Source organism: Halosimplex rarum (assembly GCF_047715405.1).
Taxonomy (GTDB): domain Archaea; phylum Halobacteriota; class Halobacteria; order Halobacteriales; family Haloarculaceae; genus Halosimplex; species Halosimplex rarum.
Map to the genome: position 1 here is coordinate 2,733,918 of NZ_CP180412.1, position 22,504 is coordinate 2,756,421.

Annotated in this window: 20 protein-coding genes; 8 read left to right on the plus strand and 12 right to left on the minus strand. The window is 67.5% G+C overall.

Annotation, left to right across the window (positions count from 1 at the left end):
- Positions 1-639: 639 nt before the first annotated feature.
- From dgoD to ACMGFH_RS13100, 4 genes are all read right to left on the minus strand, one after another.
- On the minus strand, positions 640-1,794 hold the full coding sequence (gene dgoD / locus ACMGFH_RS13085; RefSeq protein ID WP_415378886.1) for a galactonate dehydratase: 1,155 nt from the start codon (positions 1,792-1,794) through the stop codon (positions 640-642).
- A 103-nt stretch (positions 1,795-1,897) separates the two neighbouring features.
- Complete coding sequence (locus ACMGFH_RS13090; protein WP_415378887.1) at positions 1,898-2,398, minus strand: TRAM domain-containing protein; 501 nt, start codon at positions 2,396-2,398, stop codon at positions 1,898-1,900.
- 102 nt (positions 2,399-2,500) lie between these two features.
- A complete protein-coding gene (locus ACMGFH_RS13095) occupies positions 2,501-3,385 on the minus strand; it encodes an NAD-dependent epimerase/dehydratase family protein (protein WP_415378888.1) in 885 nt (294 codons plus the stop codon).
- Between the two features lie 96 nt (positions 3,386-3,481).
- Entirely contained in the window at positions 3,482-3,715 is a 234-nt protein-coding gene (locus ACMGFH_RS13100) for a DUF2249 domain-containing protein (RefSeq protein ID WP_415378889.1), read from the minus strand.
- 155 nt (positions 3,716-3,870) lie between these two features.
- Here ACMGFH_RS13100 and ACMGFH_RS13105 point away from each other — a divergent pair, with 155 nt between their 5' ends.
- Positions 3,871-4,251, plus strand: coding sequence for a putative zinc-binding protein (locus ACMGFH_RS13105; RefSeq protein WP_415378890.1), 381 nt, complete (start codon positions 3,871-3,873; stop codon positions 4,249-4,251).
- Positions 4,252-4,296: 45 nt separating this feature from the next.
- Here ACMGFH_RS13105 and ACMGFH_RS13110 read toward each other — a convergent pair whose 3' ends face one another.
- A complete protein-coding gene (locus ACMGFH_RS13110) occupies positions 4,297-5,781 on the minus strand; it encodes an NAD(P)H-hydrate dehydratase (protein ID WP_415378891.1) in 1,485 nt (494 codons plus the stop codon).
- 302 nt (positions 5,782-6,083) lie between these two features.
- Between ACMGFH_RS13110 and ACMGFH_RS13115 the strand changes: the two genes are divergently transcribed.
- Positions 6,084-6,260: a hypothetical protein gene (locus ACMGFH_RS13115; protein WP_415378892.1), complete on the plus strand. Its 177-nt coding sequence runs from the start codon at positions 6,084-6,086 to the stop codon at positions 6,258-6,260.
- Positions 6,261-6,544: 284 nt separating this feature from the next.
- Here ACMGFH_RS13115 and ACMGFH_RS13120 read toward each other — a convergent pair whose 3' ends face one another.
- The 7 genes from ACMGFH_RS13120 to ACMGFH_RS13150 all read right to left on the minus strand — a co-directional run bounded on the left by ACMGFH_RS13120 (position 6,545) and on the right by ACMGFH_RS13150 (position 15,839).
- Positions 6,545-7,753: an ATP-binding protein gene (locus ACMGFH_RS13120; protein ID WP_415378893.1), complete on the minus strand. Its 1,209-nt coding sequence runs from the start codon at positions 7,751-7,753 to the stop codon at positions 6,545-6,547.
- 108 nt (positions 7,754-7,861) lie between these two features.
- Entirely contained in the window at positions 7,862-9,157 is a 1,296-nt protein-coding gene (gene gdhB, locus ACMGFH_RS13125; protein WP_415378894.1) for a glutamate dehydrogenase GdhB, read from the minus strand.
- A gap of 21 nt (positions 9,158-9,178) precedes the next feature.
- Entirely contained in the window at positions 9,179-9,334 is a 156-nt protein-coding gene (locus tag ACMGFH_RS13130) for a rubrerythrin-like domain-containing protein (RefSeq protein WP_415378895.1), read from the minus strand.
- Positions 9,335-9,504: 170 nt separating this feature from the next.
- A complete protein-coding gene (locus ACMGFH_RS13135; protein WP_415378896.1) occupies positions 9,505-11,589 on the minus strand; it encodes a RecQ family ATP-dependent DNA helicase in 2,085 nt (694 codons plus the stop codon).
- A 91-nt stretch (positions 11,590-11,680) separates the two neighbouring features.
- The gene (locus tag ACMGFH_RS13140) at positions 11,681-11,833 is read right to left on the minus strand and encodes a hypothetical protein (protein ID WP_415378897.1); all 153 of its coding nucleotides are present in this window, start codon (positions 11,831-11,833) and stop codon (positions 11,681-11,683) included.
- A 427-nt stretch (positions 11,834-12,260) separates the two neighbouring features.
- Positions 12,261-14,738 carry an alpha-L-arabinofuranosidase gene (locus tag ACMGFH_RS13145; RefSeq protein WP_415378898.1) on the minus strand — a complete coding sequence of 826 codons (2,478 nt, stop codon included), beginning with the start codon at positions 14,736-14,738 and terminating at the stop codon, positions 12,261-12,263.
- 234 nt (positions 14,739-14,972) lie between these two features.
- On the minus strand, positions 14,973-15,839 hold the full coding sequence (locus ACMGFH_RS13150) for a GAF domain-containing protein (RefSeq protein WP_415378899.1): 867 nt from the start codon (positions 15,837-15,839) through the stop codon (positions 14,973-14,975).
- Positions 15,840-16,183: 344 nt separating this feature from the next.
- On the opposite strand from ACMGFH_RS13150, the gene ACMGFH_RS13155 reads away from it, so the two are divergent.
- The 6 genes from ACMGFH_RS13155 (at position 16,184) to ACMGFH_RS13180 (ending at position 22,418) form a co-directional block, all read left to right on the plus strand.
- On the plus strand, positions 16,184-16,582 hold the full coding sequence (locus ACMGFH_RS13155) for a response regulator (protein WP_415378900.1): 399 nt from the start codon (positions 16,184-16,186) through the stop codon (positions 16,580-16,582).
- Between the two features lie 163 nt (positions 16,583-16,745).
- The gene (locus tag ACMGFH_RS13160) at positions 16,746-17,201 is read left to right on the plus strand and encodes a response regulator (RefSeq protein WP_415378901.1); all 456 of its coding nucleotides are present in this window, start codon (positions 16,746-16,748) and stop codon (positions 17,199-17,201) included.
- A 96-nt stretch (positions 17,202-17,297) separates the two neighbouring features.
- Positions 17,298-19,745 (plus strand): PAS domain S-box protein, encoded by a 2,448-nt coding sequence (locus ACMGFH_RS13165; RefSeq protein ID WP_415378902.1) that lies wholly within the window; start codon positions 17,298-17,300, stop codon positions 19,743-19,745.
- Between the two features lie 162 nt (positions 19,746-19,907).
- Entirely contained in the window at positions 19,908-21,233 is a 1,326-nt protein-coding gene (locus ACMGFH_RS13170) for a divalent metal cation transporter (protein WP_415378903.1), read from the plus strand.
- Positions 21,230-21,790, plus strand: coding sequence for a hypothetical protein (locus tag ACMGFH_RS13175; RefSeq protein WP_415378904.1), 561 nt, complete (start codon positions 21,230-21,232; stop codon positions 21,788-21,790). The genes ACMGFH_RS13170 and ACMGFH_RS13175 overlap by 4 nt, the downstream gene beginning before the upstream one ends.
- Before the next feature lie 337 nt (positions 21,791-22,127).
- Positions 22,128-22,418 (plus strand): PadR family transcriptional regulator, encoded by a 291-nt coding sequence (locus ACMGFH_RS13180; RefSeq protein WP_415378905.1) that lies wholly within the window; start codon positions 22,128-22,130, stop codon positions 22,416-22,418.
- Positions 22,419-22,504 lie beyond the last annotated feature (86 nt).

Below are 22,504 nucleotides of genomic sequence, written 5' to 3' on the forward strand. Positions count from 1 at the left end.
TCCGCCGGGGGGGATCCGAGTTCCCGAGCCCAACTAATCGGATTCCGTACACTGATCGGAAATTTATATTCGTTTCGCTTCTGTGATGGTCGCCAATCAGTCAGCCCGTGTCGAATCCAGCCCGATACCAACCCGAATAGTCGGTTAAGAGCGCGAATTAACGGTGATACGGGAGTGAACTCCACCGTCAGGAGAGGTCAGCGTCGGGCGTCCCGCCGATCGTCGGTAGGTGGAGTCGAAGAACGCCACAAACTCCCTAAAGCGACTATATCGGCGGTTTCGGATTCGGTCCCACGGACCGGTCGACGACGAGAACCAATCGCGACGGTCCCATCGGCGATTCCATAATATATCTATCCATTTCCGATATTCGTCAGAAGCGTTATCGTATTCTTCCGGACAGCGCTCGGGCGGCCCCGCCGCCGCGATTGGAGTGGGCTCGTCGGAGCCTAAGATTTGAGGCCGGACAGCTTTGCCGCTGTAGACCCTCTGATCAGACGGCTCGTGCCAGACGGGCCCCATCTTGCCACGGCACCGCCCCGTCCGACCCGCTCTGTCACCGGCTTCCGTTCGGGGCGGCCAGTCCGCTTTCACGCGACGAGAGCCGTTCTGTTTCCGAGTCGACGGCTGAGCGGCCGCTCACCACTCGGCGACGCCGCCGTCGTCGTGACGCCAGACCGGATTGTGCCAGTTCACGTCTTCTTCGGCCGCTTCGCGGACGTAGTCCTCGTCGATCTCGATGCCCAGGCCGGGTCCGTCTGGGACCGCGACGGCGCCGTCCTCGTAGTCGAAGACGCCGGGGTCTTCGAGGTAGGCCAGTTCGTCGGTCCCCTCGTTGTAGTGGATGCCGAGGCTCTGTTCCTGGATGAGCGCGTTCGGGGCGTTGGCGTCGACCTGGAAACACGACGCCAGGGCGATGGGGCCGAGCGGGCAGTGGGGCGCCAACGCCACGTCGTAGGCCTCGGCCATCGCGGCGATCTTCGAGACCTCGGTGATCCCGCCGGCGTGGGACAGATCGGGCTGGATCACGTCGACGACGCCCTGCTCGAAGACTTCCTTGAAGTCCCACCGCGAGTACATCCGCTCGCCGGTGGCGATGGGTGTCGTGGTGTGCTGGGCGATGTGGGGAAGCGCGTCGTTGTTCTCCGGGAGGACGGGTTCCTCGACGAACATCGGTTCGTAGGGCTCGACGGCCTCGGCGATCCGTTTGGCCATCGACTTGGCGACGCGGCCGTGGAAGTCCAGGCCGATGTCCACCTCGTCGCCGACGCGCTCGCGGACCGTCCGGACGCGGTCGACGGCCGCCTCGACGGCCGCGGGGTTGTCGACGCGCCGCAGTTCCGGCGTCGCGTTCATCTTCAGCGCCGTGAGCCCCTCGTCGACGCGGTCCTGGGCTGCGTCGCCGACGTCGGCCGGCCGGTCGCCGCCGATCCACTGGTAGACGCGGACGCGGTCGCGGGCCTTCCCGCCGAGCAGCTCGTAGACGGGGGCACCGAAGTGCTTGCCCTTGATGTCCCACAGCGCCTGGTCGATGCCGGCGATGGCCGACATCAGGACGGGGCCGCCGCGGTAGAAACCGCCGCGGTACATCGCCTGCCAGTGGTCCGCGATGTCCGCCGGGTCCTCGCCGAGGAGGTAGTTGTCCATCAGTTCCTCGACGGCCGTCTCGACGGTCTTCGATCGGCCCTCGACGACCGGTTCGCCCCAGCCGACGGTGCCGTCGCTCGTCTCGACTTTCAGGAAGAGCCAGCGCGGCGGTACCTCGAACAGCTCGTAGTCGGTGATCGTCGTCACGGGTAGTTCTGTTCCGGACGTGCGATTCGGGTCCGGTTAAGCGTTCTGTCAGCCGGTCAGCGGCGGCTGGCTGCTCACCTTCGAGGGGAGGGGCCGGCCGCGCTCACTCGTAGTAGCTCAGGCGCTCGACGACTTCGGCGAACGCCACGTTCTCCCGGACGTCGGTGATCTCGACGGCGACGCGCTCGCCCTGTTCGGTGTCGGGCACGATAACGACGAACCCGCGCTCGACGCGGGTGATGCCGTCGCCCTGCTCGCCGATGTCCTCGATCTCGACGCGGCGAGACTCTCCTTCCTCGACCGGCGGCCGCTGCCGACCGCGGTCCCGGCTCCCGTCGGTGGAGCGGTCGCCGTCGCTATCGCCATCGCCGGTCGCCTGGCTCCCGTTCTCAGTCACCGAGGCGTCCGACCGCTGCGCACCGGTCGTCGTTCGGTTTCCGTTCCCTCCGGTCTCGGGCGAAGGTACCAGCGCCACTCGATACGTCTCGTCGGCCTCGATCCCGCCGCGCCTGATCTCTCGCTTCGGCACCTCGACGACGTAGGATCCGTCTCGTTCCTCTACCCGCGCGGAGAAGAGACAGCGAAGTTGATCGGAGATCTCCATTCGTAGCTCTGTCTCGCACGCAGGCTCCGCGCCCACTTGGTTCTATCGAGCCAGTGCCGCCGCGTTCGCGTCGCCGCCCCGGAAACACGCGCCTGCGACCGGTCAGTAGTCGCGCCAGCTGCGCCCGGGCGTCCAGCCCAGCACCGACTCGGCCTTCGAGAGATCGAACAACGCCTCGGTACCCTCGAAGTCCGCTCGCCGTTCGGCCTCGGGGAAGAACTCGTCGGCCAGCCGCGCGGTCGGAACGTCGGCCGTGGTGTCGCCGGCGACCGCCCAGAACGACTCGTGCCCGTCGTAGTCGGCCTCGACGGCCTTGCGCGCGACGGCCGTCGCGTCGTCCATGTGCAGGTACGAGAACAGCACGTCGCGGCCGCTCCAGGGGTCGTCGTCGATCAGCGCGTCCAGCGAGCGGTCGGTCTCGACGAAGCTCTCGACGAGTTCCTCCTCGTTCGGCACCCACGGGTATCGCAGCGTCGAGATCGTCAGATCCGAGTCGGGTCGGCGACCGAACCCGTCGGCCGTCACTTCCATCGCGTGTTTGGCGACGCCGTAGACATCGTCGGGTGTCCGCGGATGGGTCTCGTCGACGGGGAGGTACTCCACCTGCGCCGGTCGCTGCTGGTGTTCGGCGCCCATCGCGTTGATGCTGGAGGCGAGACAGCACGACTCCAGCCCGAGCGCCTCGCTGGCTTCCAGGACGTGCATCGCCGACATGGTGTTGCTCTCGTAGGTCCGGTACTGCTGGTGACCGTGGGGGTTCGGAATTGTTCCCATGTGGACGACCGCGTCGGCGTCCGCTTTCGCCAGCGCCCCGTAGGTCTCGCCCGCGTCCAGGAGATCGGTCGTGACGTACGCGTCCGCGACGTCCTCTCGCCGCTTCCCGCGCGAGACGTTCACCGTCTCGTAGCCGTGGTCCGCGAGGTCCCGGAGGATCGCCCGCCCGATCTTCCCGTTACCGCCGGTCACCGCGATCGTCGAGAGCGTCATCGTCCGTATCCTCGAAAGGACCGGGCTAAAATTACGGGGTGCCCAGTGGCGATCCGCGACCGCTCGGCGCGGACGGATTCGGTCGCATCGCCGGCCTCACTTCTTCGGCAGCGTCGCGATGAACTCGTTCGGGCCGACGCGGTCGACGGCGTACCCCTCGGCGTCGAACGACTCGACTTCCGCTGCCATCTGGTGGTACAGCGGCGTCGGTTCGTGGTCGTTGACGATCGATAGCGCCTCGCCGCTCTCCAGCGCCTCGAAGGCCTCGAAGATCTTCGGGTGGCGCTCCGGCGGCGGGACTTCACGCAGATCGAGTTGCTCTCCGGCCATTGCGTCGAGACGGACGACCGCGACCGCAGAAGGGATTCGTGCGAATACGTTCGTCTGACCGCGATTGCCGTCGGGTCCCCGCCGCCGGAGTCCGGCCCAGAGGCGAACACCGTTCGGGACAACCTCTTCCCCAGACGGCGCGGTAGCGGACGGCGATGACAGTCGACTACGACGACGTACCGCTGGTGTACTCCTGTTCGGGCTGTTCGAGCGCGGCCCAGATGGCCAACGACCTCGCCGTCAGGCTCGACCGCGAGCGCCTGGCGGAGATGTCCTGCATCGCGGGCGTCGGCGGGGACGTGGCCCCGCTCGTCGACACCGCGACCTCCGGTCGCCCGACGGTCGTGATCGACGGCTGCCCGCTGGAGTGCGCGCGTACCTGTCTCGACGACCACGGCGTCGCCCCCGACTACCACGTCAACCTCGCCGCGGAAGGCGTGCCGAAGGAGTACCACACCGACTACGACGACGACCAGGCCGACGAGCTGTTCGACGGCCTCGTCGACGAGGTCGAGCGCCTCGACGCGACGGCCTGAAGACCCCTCGATACGGGCGAGAGAGGACCCGGGTCCGACCGGCGCTCACTCCAGTTCGCCGACGCTCCCTCGCGACCCGTCGCCACCACGGCCCGACCCGGCCTGTCGGATCGTGGGCGATATCTCGTCCAGCAGGTCCGACGCCACGAACCCCGCGCCGACTCGGTCGGCGAGTCGCTCGCCGGCGCGGCCTTTCACGTGGGCAGCGGCGCAGGCGGCGTCGAGGGGGTCGGCGATACCCAGGAAGGCCGCCGTCAGCCCGGCGAAGACGTCGCCCGTCCCGCCGACGGTCAGGGCCGGCGTTCCGGCCCGGGCGACCCGGGTCTCCGCACCGTCCGTGACGACCGTCTCGGCGCTCTTCACCGCGAGCGCGTGGCCTAGGTCGGCGGCGAACGACTCGATTTCGTCCGTCGACTCGCGGAGGTCGTCGACGGACGGGCCGCCGAGTGCGTCCAGTTCGTGCGTGTTCGGCGTCAGGACGAGCGTCGCGTCGGTCTCGACCCCGGGGACCGCCGGGATGGCGTCGGCGTCGACGACCGCGCGCCCGTCGTACGCCGAGAGGAAGGCCTCGACGGCCTCCCGGGTCTCGTCGGCGTCGCCGAGTCCCGGACCGAGGACGACGACGTCGTCGTAATCTGTCGCCGTCCCGACCAGGTCGTCGACCCGATCGGGGGTCAGGTGCGCTCCCGGGTACGGCTGGACGATCAGGTCTTCGGCGTATCCGCTGACGGGGTCCGCGACCGCCTCGGGGACGGCGAGGAAGGCCAGGTCGGCGCCGCCGTGCAGCGCTGCTTGCGCGCTCAGCGCCGGGGCACCGGTGTACGGGCCGCCGCCGATCACGAAGATCCGGCCGGAGTCGCCCTCCCGGCGGTCGCCCCGCGTACGTCCCCGGATCGACTGGACGTCGCCGGGACCGACGAATCGCTCGGCGGCAGACGGGATGCCCACGTCGGCGACCGTGACGCCGGCGGAGTCGAGGCCGGGCTTGCGCGCGTGGAAGGTCACGACGCGGTCGGCATCGACGGCGACGCCCGGCGTCTCGCCCGTGTTCCCGTCCAGTCCCGACGGGACGTCGACGGAGATCACCGTCGCGTCGCAGTCGTCGATAGCTTCGATCGCGGTCAGTTCGGGCTCGCTCGGCGCTTCGGAGGTGGCGGCTCCGAGGGTCCCGTCGACGACCACGTCCGCGTCGGCGAGGTCGAGCGACCGCGGGTCCGCGACCGACCGCGCGTCGAGTTCAGACGCGACGGCGGTCGTCCAGTTGGCGCGCGCGGTCGCCGTCGCGATAGATTCGGGGCGGCCCAAGAGCGAAATCGAGGGGTCGAACTCGTCGAGATGTCGCGCCGCGGCGAGGGCGACGCCGCCGTCGGCGCCGCGTCCGGCGACGACCGCGACGGTCGCGTCCGCGGCGGCGCGCTCGCGCACCTCGCGTGCGACGGCGCTCGCGCTCGCTTCGGCCAACTGCATCGGGGAGACGCCGAGCGCGTCCGCGTTCGACTCGACGGCGCGCATTCGGTCTGCCGTGAGCATGGCCCCGGTAGGGCTCCGCGCGTAATCGGTGGTCGGGCGGATACTGCAGGGTGTCGTGCGTCGTCGGCGGTCGGGCGGATACTGCAGGGTGTCGTGCGTCGTCGGCGGTCGGGCGGATACTGCAGGGTGTCGCGCGTCGTCGGCGGTCGGGCGGAGGCCGGGCGACCGCAACAGTGACAGCGCCGATCCGACTACGGTCCGGCGAAATCGCCCGCTGAACCCGTCCCAGCGCGCGTTCCGGAAAATAGCAGGTGTTATTGTGTCTCCCGGAGAGACACCTCTGTCGGGCCGGTGGAACTCGCATGGAAGAGATCTTCAAGTTAGAATACCACCCCGTCGACACCGCGCCGCGACGGCTCCGCATTCTCTTACTCCCTGGTGAAGACGACATCCACCGAGTCACCGAACAGTTGACCGACGGGGCGTGGGAAGAGATCGACCGGGACCGCATCGAGTACTTCGAGTACTCCGACGAGTGAAATTCTCCCTCCGAGACGCCGACGGAGCTAGTCAGGTTCGACGTGGCAGCCACTGAAGGACCGACCGGGTAGCCGCAGTGAAGCAGTCGACAGCGAAAACGCGGGCCCGATGAGGGTCCGCGATGGTTGTGGTGGGTTCGGGTGGGTGGGAGTTCGGGACTCCCGAACGAAGTGGATGGCTTCGTTGTCCGTGTGTGCGGACAGGTACGGATGCACCCCGTTGGGACATAAGCTTTGTCCACCAAGTGGTCTCTCTATCAGCGACGAGCTGGGCGCGACTCGACTCACCCCGTCGGGCCGCCGGTGGCCGCCGGATCCGCCGTCGCCGTCTCCGGTTCAGCGGAGGGGTCGTCCGCGCCCGCCGCGATCCGCGGTAGTTCGACCCGGAAGACGCTCCCGTCGTCGCCGGTTTCGACCAGTTCGACCGTCCCGTCGTACTGCTCGGCCAGCTCCCCGATGAGAAACAGCCCGAGGCCGTGGTCGGTCGCGAACGAGTCCGGCCGACTGAACAGGTCCGGGACGCGGTCGTCGCCGATCCCGCTACCGTTGTCGGCGACGTCGACCGCGACCGACCCCTCCGATAGAGTCACCGACACGCGGACCCTCGGCACCGGGCTGTCGTTGTGTTCGACCGCGTTCGCCAGCAGGTTCCCGAACACGTGCTTCAGTAGCGAGTTCGCTCGCACGTGCGCCTCGTCGGGGATCGATTCGACGACTTCGATCCGCTCGTCCCTGTCCTCGATCTTCTCGATCTCGTCCCGGAGCACCTCGCAGACGTCCACTAGTTCGAGCGGCGTCTCTTCGTGAGCCACCTTGATCAGCAAGCGGATGTCGGTGATTACCTCCGTGAGGTCCTCGCTCCGGCGGTAGATGGTCTCGCTGTGGGCGTGGGCGTCGCTGTCGCGATCGGTCTCTTCCATCAGGAACCTCGCGTGACCGCTGATGATCTGGATCGTGTTGAGTCCCTCGTGGCGGAGGAAGCTGTTGAGGTAGTTGAGGAGGTCCCGCTGCCTGGTCAGGTGTTCCGTTCGACTCCTCGCGAGTTCGGCTTCGACTGACTTCTGGACGGCTCTCGCCTCGGAGACGCCGATCACGAGGCCGAGACCGGCCCCGACCGCGACGCTCCAGCGGACCCACCCGACGAACATCGCGAGCGAGGCGACCCCGATAACCGCGATGAGCAGGAGGTTGAACCCGAGCGATAACACCGCCCCCCGAAGGAGCCACTGGAGTATCCGTGGGTACCTGTCCGCGTCGATCTCGCTCCGCGGGAGCCGGGAACCGGCGTACCAGATCCCGGCGACGAACGGGACGGTCGTGAGGACCCCGACCAGAAACTCGCCCTGAAAGACCAGGGTCTCGCCGTTCGAGCCGACTAACGGGCCGAACGTGCGGAGTGCGAGCTCACAGACGGTCGCTCCCGCGATCACGACCGCGATACCCACGAGATACCGCGGAACCTGGTCTCGTTCGACTCGTGCCGACGGCTTCACAGTGTGGTACACAGCGGATGAGAGTATATAACCAGTGGCCCGGTTATCGGCGGTCGGATCCACCGCCCGGTTCTCACGCGTCGCCGAAGCGCCGTCACCGACGGACGGTCACGGCCAGAGACCGCGGCTCTCGTGCGCTTCGGCGATCCGCGACAGCGCGACGATGTACGCCCCGTCGCGCCACGACACGTCGTGCGTCTCGACCTCCTGGCGGACGGCGTCCCACGCGGCGAGCATCTCGGTCTCGAGTTCCTCGTTGACTCGTTCGCGCGACCACGCCCGCCGATTGATGTCCTGGAGCCACTCGAAGTAACTGACCGTCACGCCGCCCGCGTTGGCCAGGATGTCCGGGATCACGTGCACGCCGCGCTCGTCGAGGATCGAGTCCGCGGTGAACGTGGTGGGGCCGTTGGCCCCCTCCACGACCAGGTCGGCCTGGATGTCGGCGACGTTGTCCTCCGTGATGACGTTCCCGACCGCCGCGGGGACGAGGAGGTCGACGTCGAGTTCGAAGACGGCCTCGTTGCCGATCGTCTCGTCGGCGTAGGTGGTCACGGCCTCGGGCTCTTCGTCGTGGGACGGGATCGCTCGCGTGTCGAGGCCGCCGGGATCGTAGGCGGCGCCGTTCACGTCGCTCACGGCGACCACTGTCGCGCCCCAGTCGTCGAGCAGGCGCGCCGCGTTCGCCCCCACGCTCCCGAAGCCCTGGACTGCGACAGTGGCGTCCTCCAGCGGGTAGTCGTAGTACTCGAGGACTTCCCGGCTGATAATGGCCACGCTGCGGCCGGGCGCTTCCTCGCGGCCTTTGCTCCCGCCGATGACTGGCGGTTTCCCGGTCACGACCCCAGGGGTGGTCTCGGCTTCCTGGACGCTGTAGGCGTCCATGATCCACGCCATCGTCTGGGCGCCGGTCCCCATGTCCGGCGCCGGGATGTCCGTCATCGGCCCGATGATGTTGCGGATCTCGTTGGCGAACCGACGCGTCAGCCGCTCGGTTTCGGCGTCGCTCAGGTCTTTCGGATCGACGACTATCCCGCCCTTCGCGCCGCCGAAGGGGATGTCCATCACCGCGCACTTCCAGGTCATCCACATCGACAGGCCGATGCACTCCTCCCGGGAGACCTCCGGGTGGTACCGGAGACCCCCTTTGTACGGGCCGCGCACGCTGTCGTGCTGGGCGCGGAAACCCTGGTACATCTCGACCGTGCCGTCGTCCCGTTCGAGCGGGATCGTCACCTCGTGGACCGCCGCGGGGTAGTTGAGTCGCTCGACGACGTTCGGGTCGACGTCGATGATCGACGCCGCCTGGTTGAGCTGGTGGCGCGCGGTTTCCAGAGCCGTCTCCGGTAGTTCGGTCGGCTGTGATTCCGTATCCTCCGCTGTCGCTGTCGTCTCTGAGACCATAATGTGAGTGAAGGCGGAGAGCTATTCGAGCGACTTCGCCCGGTTCTGGAAGTCGCCGCCGCAGTCACAGGCGCCCGGGTGAGAGTCCGATTCCACGATGTCGCCGCACTGCAGACACTCGTATTTCGACGATTCGGCCGGATCGTTCTCGTGTTCGACGTCTTGACCGTGTGGCATGGATTGGGCTTGAAGTGCCACGGTTAAATATTAATCGTAAGGAGAATATAAGTGAGTATAAGGTCCACTGGATCGTCTCGGCGGGGTTCGGGATCCGGCCACTACCCAGTACCAGCGACTCGTCGGAGAAACCGCAGCGAGGATTCGGTGTGCGGCGGCCGCGTCCGCGGTTACCAGCCGGTTCGCTCGGCCAGAGCGAACGGATAGACGACGCCGCTGTCGCCGTCCCGAAGCGTCATCCCGGCCTCCGTCAGCGTCCAGCGGGTGTCGACCGCCTCGTCGACCAGGAGGACGGGGTCCGGACGGACCGACGCCGTCACCTCGAAGACGCCTTCGACGTCCCACCGCTTCTGGTAGGAATTCGCGAGTTCGTCCCGCGGGGCGGTCGGTTCGACCTTCCGAAGCGCGTCCACGTAGGGGAGGCCGAGTCCGTCAGCGATCCGTTTCGCGAGATCCGTCACCCGGTCCGTCTCGGACAGCGACGGAACGGCCGTCACCCACGCCGGCGCGGGCGTCGGTTTCCACACCTCCTCGACGTGGTCGACTGACGCGTCGACCAGTTCGTCGCTGTAGATGCTGTCGTTCTCTCGCTGGTCGCGGACGAGTTCGCCGAGCCCGGGATCGCCGTCCGTGCAGAGGACGCGCCCGTCTTCGGGCTTGCGGGATTCGGCGATCTTCGAGCGACCGTCGCCCCGCTCGGGCATGTAGTAGCGCGCCGATATCTCGTCCCACGACTCGGCGCGGTAGTGCTCGACGGCCGCCTGCACGAGGTCGTCGTCGCGAGCTGCGGCTGGCAGGAACCGACCGGCGCAGTTCGCACAGCGGCCGCAGGGAGATTCGAGCGACCCGTCGAGCACGTCGTCGACGAACTTGGTCAGACAGGCGTCCGTCTCGACGAACTCCCGGATCTGCGCGAGCTCCTCCCATCGGTGGGCCGTGATCGACTCGATGCGCTCGTGGTCGTAGGTCCAGTCCCTGGCCGTCCGCTCGAACCCGTCGTCGACCCGGATCACGGCGTTGTCCACCCGCAGGATGTTCAGACACTTCGATGCGGCCTTCCACGAGACGTTTGCGCGCTTGAGGATTTCGTACTTGTACAGCGGTTCGCCGCTCGCAGCGAGGGTCTCCAGGACGGTCTCGAAGTCGGCGGGGTCGGGGAACGCGTCTTCGATGAAGAACTCCGCGATGTCGTCGTCCTCCTCGCCAGAGAGGACGACCGCGAACGCCTCGTCGAGGCCCCGCCCGGCGCGGCCGATCTCCTGGTAGTAGCGGATCAGGTTCGGCGGGCGCTGGAAGTGGACGACCCAGCCGAGGTCCGGTTTGTTGAAGCCCATCCCGAGCGCGTTCGTCGCGACCAGCCCGTCGACGTCGTTTGCCAGCAGTCGATCTTCCAGTTCGCGCCGGCGGTCGCCGTCCATCCCGCCGTGGTACGGCTCGACCGAGAGGCCGCGCTGGGCCAGCCAATCGGCGACGATCTCGACCTCGTCGGTAGTGAGACAGTAGACGATCCCCGCCGAGGGGAGGTCCCGGAGGTTCTCCGCGAGCCAGGCGAGACGCTCGGCGCGCGAGTCCAGCTCGACGGTCTGGATGCGTAGCGACTCCCGGACGAGGTCGCCGCGGACGGCTTGCAGGTCGGGGACCTGTTCGGTCACGTCGTCGACGACGCGGTCGTTCGCCGTCGCGGTCGTCGCTGCGACGGGAATGTGGTCCGGGAGCTCCCGCAGGATGCGCTTGATCCGGCGGTAGTCCGGCCGGAAGTCGTGGCCCCAGTCGGAGATGCAGTGGGCCTCGTCGACGACGAGCAACCCGAACTCATCGTCCATCTCCACCAGCACCTCCTCCTGGAACTCCCGGTTGGCGAGTCGCTCGGGCGAGATCAACAGGACGTCGCAGTCGCCGTCGACGACGCTCCGTTTGGCCGCCTCCCACTCGTCGGTGTTGTTGGAGTGTATCGTCCGGGCCTCCAGACCCAACTGCCGCTCGGCGTCCTGGATCTGGTTGTGCATCAGGGCCAGCAGCGGACTGATTATCAGCGTCGGGCCCGCGCCTCGGTCGCGCAGCAGCCTGGTCGCGATGAAATAGACGGTGCTCTTCCCCCAGCCGGTCCGCTGGACGAGCAACAGCCGCTCTCGCTCGTTCACCAGCCGGTCGATGGACTCCCACTGTTGGGGACGGAACTCCGCGTCCGGGCCGATGCTCCGTTCGAGGAGTCGGCGCGCCTCCGCTCTCGTCGCTGCACCGGCGTCCGAGTTCACACCAGTTCTCTGCCGACGGCGGACAATAACTGTTTGTGCCGCTGACGAGCCTCTCACCGCGCCGACGCGATTGCGCGGCCCCGCTCGGCCGTCAGAACTCGTATCGACTGACGTCCTCGCTCCCGCACTCGTGGCACGGCTCCGACTCCTCGTCGAGCGACGCCCCGCACCGCCGGCACTCGAACAGCACCGCGCTCGACGGGGTCAGCAGTCGCTTCACCGCTTCGACGAGCGAACTGCTCATCGGGGGTGAACAACGCCACCGCAGCCCGGGCACTCGGCCCAGACTTCGCGGTCGGCCGACGTGGTCTCGTAGCTGATCAAGACGTGGCGAGCCAGGACGTCCTCGCCACAGACCGGGCAGCGGCCGAGCCGCGACGATTCTTGGGCAGTCATTCGTGGTCTCCCGCGGGAGCGAGCCGCTGAGCGCGCCGTCCGCGCTCCGGTCGCTCTCTCACTGTCTACTCCCGACGGCCCGTCCCCACATAGAAGCCAGCCTACCGGAGTGAAAGTGGAATCGGCTCCCGGGAATCGTCCTCTCGTCTGTCGGCCGGACAACCACCGTCACCGCGGGCGCCCTGCATGGGGACTGGGCCGAGACCGCCGCGTCGACGGTGGCCGAACGCGGAGAACGCGGGTCCGCGCCCGGGCAGTGACCTCCGGAACCCGATCTACTCGCTCCTTCGGCCCTTCTCTCGGTCCTTGTCCGTGCCCTTCCCACCGCCCTTTCCTCTGCCGGGCGAACGGTCGTACTCGATGGGGATGTCCTCCTCGCCGTCGAGACCGTGCCAGACGCCGTTGTCGCCGATGATGTCGGCCCGACCGCGGTCGTTGTCGACGTACAGGCGAGCGATCGCGGCCGGTTCGAGGTCGAGAGTCACCGTCCCGCCGTCGGCGACGTCCTCGACGGTGTGCTCGACCGCGTGGTTCGTCGGTTCGTCCCACGAGGTCGGGAACTCGTGGGGGAGGGGGCGCTCGTCTGTGGCCGGCCGGAGTTTCACGATCTCGACCGAGCGGTCCTCGTACCACTCGCCGAGTTCGATCGTCACCTCGCTCCGCGCGCGGAGGTTCCGGTTGGTCAGGAACACCGTCAGCTCCTTCCCGCGCTCGTTCTCCATCGCGGCGGCGTCGACGTACGGCACGTCCGACATCGGGTTGATCCGCGGGCCGGTGTCGGGGAGGTCGCGGCTCGCTCCGGATACGCCGACGTCGACGGCGTGCCACTCGACGTTGCCCTCGAAGGCGGCCGAGTACAGCCCGGTCACGGAGCCGTCGGGGCGGAGCGGGTTCGGGTCCGGCGGGTAGTCGTTCGTCTTCACGGGGACCCACGTCTTGAGGGGGACCCACGTCTGTGACGCCCAGTCGACGTCGTCCTCCCGGATGCAGGCGTTGAGGACGCCGGCCACGTAGGCGGCGCCGGGCATCGTCTCCGGGCCGGGATACGGGGCGCCCTCGGCGACGGTCGGGAAGATTCCGATCTCGCTGAGGTTGACGTAAAAGTCGTCGTAGCCGTGCTCCGCGGCCAGATCGCCGAGGTCGCCGAGTTGCTCGCCGAGCTGCGTCGCGGCCATCACCATAACCTCGCTGTAGTCCCAGTCGTCGGCGTCGTTCTCGCTCTTCCACGTCTCGACCGCGTCCGCGCTGTCCAGGCCCCACTGGTAGCGGTGGACGTTCAGGCCGTCGAGCACCTCGGGGGAGAGCTCCTCGAACAGCGTCTCGTTCCAGGGGTTGTCGTTGTGCTCGGCCTCCGCGGGGTCCCACCCGCTGGCGAGGACGGTGATGTCGTCGTCGACCTGCCGCATCGCCTCGGAGTACGCCCCGAACCCGATCCGCGCGTCGGAGCCGGTGGCGTACTCCCCGGGATCCGACGTGTGACCCCACTGCCAGCTCCCCCACACCTCGTTGCCGACGCCCCAGTACTCGACGTCCCACGGCTCCTCGTGGCCGTGTTCCTCGCGCAGGTCGCCCATCTGGGTGTCGTCGCTGTCACCGTTGCAGTACTCCACCCAGTCGGCGGCGTCCGCGGGCAGGATCTGCCGCTCGGCGGCCCACTCCGGTGGGTTGTCCCACCAGCCGATCGTGATCTCCGGTTCCAGGTCGGCGACCTCGCACAGTTCGAGGTACTCGGCGGTCCCGAAGAAGTTGGGCTGCATCCCCTGCCAGGCGTGGTTGAACCGAGGCGTCCGCTCCTCCAGCGGCCCGATCCCGTCGCGCCAGTTGTACTGGCTCGTGACGTTCCCACCCGGCCACTTCAGCCACGTGCCGTTCTGGTCCGCCAGCAACTCGACCGTGAGCGGGTTGAACTTCCCCTCGACCGCGTCGTCGGCCGCGAACTCGACGAAATCGATGTCGAAGTGGCCCGTGTCTTCGGTCGTGAACTCGACGGCGTACTGCCCGTAGGGCGTCTGGATGTTCGCGACGGCGCCGCCGACGTACTCGTCGCCGCTCGCTTCGTCGAGTTCGAGCGTCGGTTCGTGGCGTTCCCACTCATCGTCGACCTCTACGTCGGTCGCGGCGAGCACGTCGCCGTCCAGCGTCGTGATCGATACCGTCACGGCGTCGACGTCACCGCGGACCGAGAACCCCAGATCGTACCCCCGCGTCCGGTAGTCGGGGAGGACGATCCGCTGTCTGAGCCCTCCCGTAGAGGCGGCGTCGTCGACCGTGATCCGCGGGTAGCCGACGGTGCCGTGGGGCGTCTCCCCGCCGGCGACGCGGTCGCCGTCGGCCCGGTGTTCGAAGCTCACGCCCGAGTCGGTCACCGGTTCCCAGGGGAACGGCAGCGTCTCGTGGCGATCGACGTCGTAGAACGCGTCGATCTCCTCGCTGAACCAGTAGTCGGGCACCCGCCAGAACGTCGGGTTCATGACGTGCAGCGAGTACACGCCCGGATAGATCGTCGCGTCCCCGTAGTGTTCGTTCAACCGGCCGAACAGCGTGTCGTGGACCTCCCCCGACCGGCTGTCGGTGTCCACCGTCACCGTGTTCTCGACCGACTCATGCGATTCGGCGGCCGCGACGCCGGACCCCCACCCCGCGATCGTCCCGGCCGCCAGCATCGACTGCGCGGCGAGGAACTGTCGACGCGGAAGCGTCGCCCGCTCGTCACCGCCGTCCGTGCCACTATCACCCGTGTGGTCTGTCGGCATACTCGCGGCATACAAACACGTTCAATAAATAATTACGTCAAATATTCATGACGGATGTTCGTGAAACGATTCGGAAGCGTATGGTAGCTAGTGATATCGAACGGCGTGCCGACCGGCGGAGAGGACGAATGGGGTGGACAGAGAGAGGACGAGCGGAGAGGACACGGAGAGAAGATTGCCAGACGGAGCGGGCGAAAAGGGAGAGCCAGCGGAGACGGACGGAGAAGTCCGATACTACTGGGAACACTCGGCGGTGTACTCCTCCAGCAGTCGGAGGAACGGCTCGATATGGTGGAACGCCGGACCGCGGGAGAGGCGGTTCGCCTCGCGGTCCCACTCGACGTACCCGGCCTGGTCCAGTTTCGGAAAGTGGACGTGCTGGAGCGCCACCGTTGACGCGTCGCAGTCGAGCGTCCGCCGGACATCGAGGCCGCCGGTTCCGGCGGTGTCGTCGAGCAACGCGAGCAGAACGAGGCGTCTCGGTCGTTCGGCGAGCGCGTCCACGACCGAGTCGAGCTGGCGCGAGTCCAGACGGACCGGCCCGCCGAGATTTCGGCTGACGGTACGGTGGGTCGGTGGCCCGGTCCACTGGTTCAGTTCGTAGGTCACCCAGCGGCCGAACAGCTCGACGAGCGTCACCTCCTCGTCGGCGATCGGTTCCTCGCGTGGCTCGGTGTCCGCGAAACAGAGCGTCCCGTACAGTTCGCCCTCGACGGTCACCGTGGTTCCGACGTAGCTGCGGAACCCGAACCGATCGTAGGCCGGGTCCTCCCGCCACCCTTCGGCGAGCGCGTCGCTGACTACCATCGTCCCGGAGGAGTCAGCTATCGTGTTCCGACAGTAGGTACAGGCGAGCGGCACCGAGACGCTCCGCCCGAAGCTGTCCGCGGACCCGTGGACGACCTCGAACGTCAGCCGGTCGGTCTCCCGGTCGATCCGGGACAGGAACGCGTAGTCCAGCCCGAACTCGTCGGTTTCGGTCGCGAACAGCCGTTCGAGTGTGGTCCCCATATCGAGGTCGGGCGCCAACAGGAGCCCACACAGTCGCTCGAAGTAAGACAGTGCCTCCCTCCGGTCCGCGATGCAGATGGTGTGTGGCATCACTCTATCACCCCCATGATCTGTCTCGGCCTGCACGGCCCGCTCCGAGAGTCCGTCTGGAAGCGTCTGACCTACGGGTCGTAAAGATAATTGTTTTTCGTTATAGTTCCTCGGGATACTACGGCCGAACTGCATCTTCTGGAAGACTGCACGGAGCGCACGGCTTCGACGCTCCTCCACGACACGCTCGCCCCGCCCGGTGTTCGGGGCGGGGCCTGCGAGCGCGATAGCGTCACCCGGGGCAGACGAACTACTGTTTACGTACCGGCCGGATACCGCTTATTACACCGTCTGCGGCCGTGAGGCGCAATTCTTATCGTTCGCAGCCCCGTTCGATTGGAGGAATGGGCAGTCCAAGCCGCTTCGCCGACATCCTGTTAGTGGAGGACAACCCGGGGGACGTTCGACTGACGGAAGAGATGCTCGCGGAGGGGGACTTCGATCCGACTGTCCACGTCGTCACCGACGGTCCGGAGGCGCTCGAGTTTCTCGAACGGCGGGGCGAGTTCACCGATTCACCGCGGCCGGACCTGATACTCCTCGATCTGCACCTCTCGCGGATGGACGGAGAAGAGGTCCTCGCGGAGATGGGCGGGGAACTGCAGGAGGTCCCCGTCGTCGCCATCTCCGGTTCGCAGGAAGGTGCGGCGCTCAAACTGGACGACCTCCACACCGAAGTCGACGCGTGCCTGGAGAAACCGATCCGCCCGGAGGACTTCGATCGGATCGCGCGTTCCCTGTGAGCGCGGCCCTGCGAGACCGTCCGAGGGCCTCGGTGCAGTCCGAGCGGCTTCCAGCACAGCCTTCGAGATGGTCCGAGGGCCCCGGCGCGGCCGGTCCGCTAACTCATTTAGGCGGTCAGGTTATTCCCCGGGGGCCCCTCTCCCCTGCGAGGAACACTGTATCGTGAGCAACCGATTCACCGGTGGGGGGACTCCGACCGCCGACGTCCTGCTCGTCGAATCAGCACCGGAGGACGCCGCGCCCTTCATCGAGGCCTTCGAATCGACTGCGTACACGGAGAGCGTCCACGTCGTGACCGACGGCGCCGCTGCCCTCGACTTCCTCCACCGTCGAGGGGACTACACCGACGCACCGCGCCCGCAACTCGTCCTCCTGGACTTACACGTCCACGGACCGAGCGGGACCGAGGTACTCGGCGAACTGACAGACCACGACGAACTCCGGCGCGTCCCGGTCGTCGCGGTGAAAGCGTCGGACGCGGCGGACGACGTCTTGCAGTCGTACGATCTCAACGCGAACGCGTACGTCGTGAAACCCGAGACGTCCGCGGAGTTCGAAGCGCTCGCCGAGTCGATCGAACGGTTCTGGCTCGCGGAAGCCAAACTGCCGCCGAGATAGCGCTCGCGCGCCGCTCGAACGGGGCCGCGGCGGATCCGTGCGGGCCGGTTCCGTCACCACCAAGCGCTTATACGCCCGCGACTAGATTCGGAGACAATGGTATCCTCCGGGTCGGCAGAGGACGTTTCGACGGACGATATCCGGGGATTCTTCCGGCACAGCGATCGCCGATCGACACCCTTCTTCACCGAGGAGATCGCCGAGGCGCTCGAATGCGCCCCAGAAGCCGCACGTCCCTGTCTGGAGGAACTGGTCGAACGGGGGGAGTTGCGGACGAAACGGCGGGAGGAGTCGACGAGCGTCTGGTGGACCGACGAGGGGTCCCCCGCCGCCGACGAGCAGCCGGGCCGAGCGCAGTTCCCCGCCTTCGTCAGCGCCGTCAAAGACTACGCGATCTTCATGCTCGACGCCGACGGACGGGTCGTCAGCTGGAACGAGGGCGCCGAGCGGATCAAGGGGTACTCGGGGGACGAGATCGTCGGCGAGCACTTCTCGACGTTCTACACCGACGACGACGTCGCGGCCGGCGTCCCGGATCGGAACCTCGAAGCCGCTGCCACCGAAGGCCGCACCGAGGACGAGGGGTGGCGGGTCCGCGCCGACGGGAGCCGGTTCTGGGCGGACGTCACGATCACCGCTATCCGAGACGACGAGGAAACGATCGAGGGGTTCACGAAGGTCACCCGCGACATGACCGAACGGCGAGAGTACGAGCAACAGCTGGAAGAGCAGGCCGACCGGCTCGAACGCCAGCGGGACGACCTCGAACGGGAGCTCGACGACATCTTCGAGCGGATCGACGACGCCTTCTACGCCCTCGACGACGAGTTCAGGTTCGAGTACGTGAACGACCGCGCCGAGGGGTACCTCGGCAGGTCGGCCGGCGAACTGCTCGGACGGAGACCGTCGGAGGTGTTCGACGCCGACGAGTCCGACTCGATCTTCCGGAGGTTCCGGACGGCGATGGAGACCCAGGAGCCGACGAGCTTCGAGCGATACTCGCCCGCGCTCGGGATCTGGGAGATGGTCAGGCTGTACCCCTCCGAATCCGGTCTCTCCGTGTACTTCCGGGACATCACCGACCGCAAGGAGCGCGAAGCGGAGCTCGAACGGACGCGCGAGCTCCTGGAGAAGGCCGAGCGCATCGCGGACGTCGGCGGCTGGGAGATCGAGCCGGACACAAACGGGGTATTCTGGACCGAGCACCTCTTCGAGATCCTGGGAGTGCCCTACGACGAGGAGCCGCCGCTGGAGGAGGGGTTCGACCTCCACCACGAGGAGGACCGACCGGTCGTCGAGCGCGCGGTCGAGACGGCGCTCGAATCCGGCGAGCCCTTCGACGTGGAGACCCGGTTCAGAACGCCGGACGGCGACGTGCGTTGGGCGCACCTGAAAGGCGACCCCGAGGTCGAAGACGGCGAGGTCACGTTGCTCCGCGGCGCCTTTCAGGACATCACCGAGCGCAAAGAGCGAGAGCGGGAGCTCCGGCGCGTCCGCGACCGGATGGAGTTCGCCCTCAACGCGACCGATTCGGTCGTCTGGGACTGGAACGTCGACGACGACCAGGCGTCGTTCTACCCCTCGGAGCGGCCGCTCTACGGGACGACGGTCGACGACTGGGACGACTTCGCCGAGGTGATCCACCCGGAGGACAGAGAGCGGGCCAAGCGGACCATCGAGACGGCCCTCGAAACCGGCGAACCCAAGCACGAAGAGATCCGGATCGTTCGAAACGGGGAGGTGCGGTGGATCGAAGCGCCGGGCCATCCCGTCCAAGACGACGACGGCCCCACGCGCGTGATCGGTGTCGCTCGCGACATCACCGAGCGGAAGACGTTCGAGCGCAAGCTCAAGGAGTCCAACGAGCGCCTCGAACAGTTCGCCTACGCCGCTTCGCACGACCTGCAAGAGCCGCTGCGGATGGTCTCCAGCTACCTCCAGCTGATCGAACGCCGCTACGAGGACGAACTCGACGACGAGGGCCGCGAGTTCATCGAGTTCGCCGTCGACGGCGCCGACCGCATGCGCAACATGATCGAGGGGCTGCTCGAATACTCGCGGGTCGAGACGCAGGGCGATCCGTTCGAACCAGTCGACCTGAACGCCGTGCTCGCGGACGCCCGCGCGGACCTCCGGCTGCAGATCGAGGAGAGCGACGCCGAGATCGCGGCCGAGTCGCTCCCGCGCGTCGAGGGGGACGCGGATCAGCTCCGACAGGTGCTCCAGAACCTGCTGGACAACGCGATCGAGTACAGCGGCGACGGGCCGCCTCGAATCGACATTTCGGCCGAGCGAACGGGCGATCGCTGGCAGATCACGGTCGCGGACGACGGCATCGGCATCGACGCCGAGGACCCCGACCGGATCTTCCAGGTGTTCCACCGGCTGCACAACCAGGACGAACACGCCGGGACGGGGATCGGCCTGTCGCTCTGCCGGCGGATCGTCGAACGGCACGGCGGCGAGATCTGGGTCGAGTCCGAACCCGGTGACGGCGCGACCTTTTCGTTCACGCTACCGGCAAGTCCGGAATCAGAGAAGTGACGGTTTAGTCGTCTTCGCCCGCTTCTGCGGACATCTCAGCATCGAGTGCAGCGGCAGTTCCCGGGTGCGACCGCCGGCGTTCGACGGGAGATCGCGAACGGGACAACTCAGTGGTACCACCGTGTAGAAACCTTCATACAGCGCGTGTGCCGAACCCGTGGTATGGGAACCCCGACGCGCGACAGCGCGGAGACATCGGTCGGCCGAGTGAAGTCGCATTTCTCGAACATGGGGCCGTCGTGGGTCGCCGGCGCGATCGCCGCCGGGCCGGCGACGATGGGGTCGCTGATCACCGGCGGCGGGGCCTTCGATTACGCGCTCTTCTGGGTCGTGATCCTCTCCGCAGTCGCCGGGGCGTTCGCGCAGTACCTCGCGATGCGCCTCGGCGTGCTCACCGAACGCGGCATCGTCGGCGTTGTCGCGGACCGGCTGGGCGACACCTGGGCGTGGCTGCTCGTCCTCGACGTGGTAGTCGCGGCCGGCGTCGCCCAGCTGTTGATCATGAAGACCGTCGCGAGCGTCTCGGCGACCGTCACCGGCGTCGACAGTCGCATCTGGGGTGTCGCGTGGGCGGTCGTCCTCGCGCTCGGTCTCGCGACACAGGGGTACCGGTTCCTCGAAGTCGTCGCCAAAGTCCTCGTCAGCGTCGTCGTCGTCGCGTTCGTGGCGTCGCTGTTCGTCGTTCCGATCGATACGGGCGCCGCGGTCGGCGGGCTCGTCCCGTCGCTCCCGTCCGGGAGCGCCCTGGTCGCGGCGGGCATCCTCGGGGGTGCGGTCCACATCACCCTGATAACGATGCACTCGTACACCATGCGAGCGCGCGGCTGGACCGCCGAGGACTACGACCTCGCGACGTTCGACGTTGTCGCGTCGATGCTCGTCGCCTTCGGGATCTACAGCGTCGCGATCTACCTCGTCACGGCGAGCGTCCTCACCTCCGGCGACCTCTCCACCGTGGAGGCCGCACAGGCGCTGGGACCGTTCGCCGGCCGGTTCGCCGAGTGGCTCTTCCTCTTCGGTCTCCTCGGCGCGGCGGTCTCGACGCTCGGCGGGAACACGATCGTCCCGCCGTTCCTCCTGGCGGACAAACTCGGGTGGGGGACGACCGTCGAGGACGACCGGTACCGCGGACTCCTCGTCGCGGCGGCGCTCCTCTCGGCCCCGGGCGCGTTCATCGGCGGGCCGGTCCTGAGTCAGCTGGCGCTCGTCCTCGCGATCGGGACCGTCGGAACGCCATTCGCCATCGCCGTCGTCCTGTACCTGCTCAACTCGCCCGCGGTCCCCGAATCGAACTCCGCGGTCGCCAACCTCGCCGGACTCGCCCTGTTGCTCGTCTCCGGCGCGCTCGCGGCGAACTTCGTCCGCGAACAGGTGGCCGCGGGCATCGGTCCGCTGTCGGGGGCGATCCTCCTGTTCGCCGTCGTCCTGGGCCTGGCGACGGTCGGCGTGTTCGGGAAGTACGTCCGGCGGGAGGCCGCGTTCGCGTGACCGACCTCGGATTTCCGCTCGACGGATCGACGCTCGTCGTCGGCCCGTCCGGGGCTGGGAAAACGCGGCTCACCGCTCGCGCCCTGGAGACGTGGATCGACCGGGAAGGGGCCGCAGGCGTCGTGCTCCTCGAGTTCGGTCCGGAGTACGAACGCGACGGGACCGTCCTCGGCCGCCGGCTCGAACGGTACACGGACGTCCCGGCCGACGTCTGGGTCGGGACGGTCGACGCGTACGCGCCACGGTCCGAGAGCGAAAGCGAAGCGGAACTACGCGAACTCGCCCGGAAGAACGCGGCGGCTGTCGCGGACCGGCTCGCGGCCGCGCCCGCGAACCCGATCGCAGTCTTCGTCAACGACGTCACGATCGGATACCAGCACGCCCCCGACGAACTGGAGCAGCTGCTCGACTACTGTGCTACCGCCGAAGCGGCCGTTCTCAACGCCTTCGAGAGCGACGAACTCGGGACCGACGACCCGGTGTCCGCCCGGGAGCGCGACGTCGTCCGGCGACTGCGGGCGTGGGCCGACCGAACCGTCGCGCTCGACGACCAGTGACGGTCGTGTGCGGCTGGCCCGTGTGGGTCCTCTCCGTCCAGAACGACCGAAACCGACTCGGTGATGGGGTCGACTTCGACGATATCGCCGGTCTCGCCGAGAGCGGCGAGGTCCTGCCGGTGGCGTTCGAAGTGGTCGGCTGTCTCGTCGACGGCTTCGTCGTCGTCTCGTGGGCCCACGGTCGCTGTCGGCGGCTGGATTCCGGAACTGCACCTCTGGGTACCGTCATCTCCGGCCCGACATCCCGCGATGAAACGACAGAGTCGTGCTCTCGTCCCGACTATCCCGGAACCTCGATAGAATTATCCGTCTGGCAGTCGTATCAGGGACTAGTCCAATGTACGACCTGACTGGATTTCAGCGCGACCTGCTGTACGCGATTGCTGGCCAGGACGAACCCCACGGCCTCGCGATCAAAGAAGAGCTCGAGGCCTACTACGAGAAGGAGATCCACCACGGGCGGCTGTACCCGAACCTCGACACGCTCGTCGACAAGGGCCTCGTCGAGAAGGGCGAACGGGACCGTCGAACCAACTTCTACAGTCTCACCCGACGCGGGCGTCGGGAGATCGAAGCGCGCCGGGACTGGGAAGAGCAGTACGTCGACGCGGACGGCAAGCCGGCGTAAGCGGCGATTTCGTTTTAGCCGTCACGGGTGTATTCCCACGACCAGACGGTCGTGGTGCGTCACGAATCCGGATATCCCGCCGCTCA

What these genes read in the sequence shown, in the direction of transcription:
- ACMGFH_RS13090 (WP_415378887.1), bottom strand. Translation starts at nt 2,398, where the DNA reads ATGGAGATCTCCGATCAACTTCGCTGTCTCTTCTCCGCGCGGGTAGAG.
- ACMGFH_RS13095 (WP_415378888.1), bottom strand. Translation starts at nt 3,385, where the DNA reads ATGACGCTCTCGACGATCGCGGTGACCGGCGGTAACGGGAAGATCGGG.
- ACMGFH_RS13100 (WP_415378889.1), bottom strand. Translation starts at nt 3,715, where the DNA reads ATGGCCGGAGAGCAACTCGATCTGCGTGAAGTCCCGCCGCCGGAGCGC.
- ACMGFH_RS13105 (WP_415378890.1), top strand. Translation starts at nt 3,871, where the DNA reads ATGACAGTCGACTACGACGACGTACCGCTGGTGTACTCCTGTTCGGGC.
- ACMGFH_RS13110 (WP_415378891.1), bottom strand. Translation starts at nt 5,781, where the DNA reads ATGCTCACGGCAGACCGAATGCGCGCCGTCGAGTCGAACGCGGACGCG.
- ACMGFH_RS13115 (WP_415378892.1), top strand. Translation starts at nt 6,084, where the DNA reads ATGGAAGAGATCTTCAAGTTAGAATACCACCCCGTCGACACCGCGCCG.
- gdhB (WP_415378894.1), bottom strand. Translation starts at nt 9,157, where the DNA reads ATGGTCTCAGAGACGACAGCGACAGCGGAGGATACGGAATCACAGCCG.
- ACMGFH_RS13130 (WP_415378895.1), bottom strand. Translation starts at nt 9,334, where the DNA reads ATGCCACACGGTCAAGACGTCGAACACGAGAACGATCCGGCCGAATCG.
- ACMGFH_RS13140 (WP_415378897.1), bottom strand. Translation starts at nt 11,833, where the DNA reads ATGAGCAGTTCGCTCGTCGAAGCGGTGAAGCGACTGCTGACCCCGTCG.
- ACMGFH_RS13145 (WP_415378898.1), bottom strand. Translation starts at nt 14,738, where the DNA reads ATGCCGACAGACCACACGGGTGATAGTGGCACGGACGGCGGTGACGAG.
- ACMGFH_RS13150 (WP_415378899.1), bottom strand. Translation starts at nt 15,839, where the DNA reads ATGCCACACACCATCTGCATCGCGGACCGGAGGGAGGCACTGTCTTAC.
- ACMGFH_RS13155 (WP_415378900.1), top strand. Translation starts at nt 16,184, where the DNA reads ATGGGCAGTCCAAGCCGCTTCGCCGACATCCTGTTAGTGGAGGACAAC.
- ACMGFH_RS13165 (WP_415378902.1), top strand. Translation starts at nt 17,298, where the DNA reads ATGGTATCCTCCGGGTCGGCAGAGGACGTTTCGACGGACGATATCCGG.
- ACMGFH_RS13170 (WP_415378903.1), top strand. Translation starts at nt 19,908, where the DNA reads ATGGGAACCCCGACGCGCGACAGCGCGGAGACATCGGTCGGCCGAGTG.
- ACMGFH_RS13180 (WP_415378905.1), top strand. Translation starts at nt 22,128, where the DNA reads ATGTACGACCTGACTGGATTTCAGCGCGACCTGCTGTACGCGATTGCT.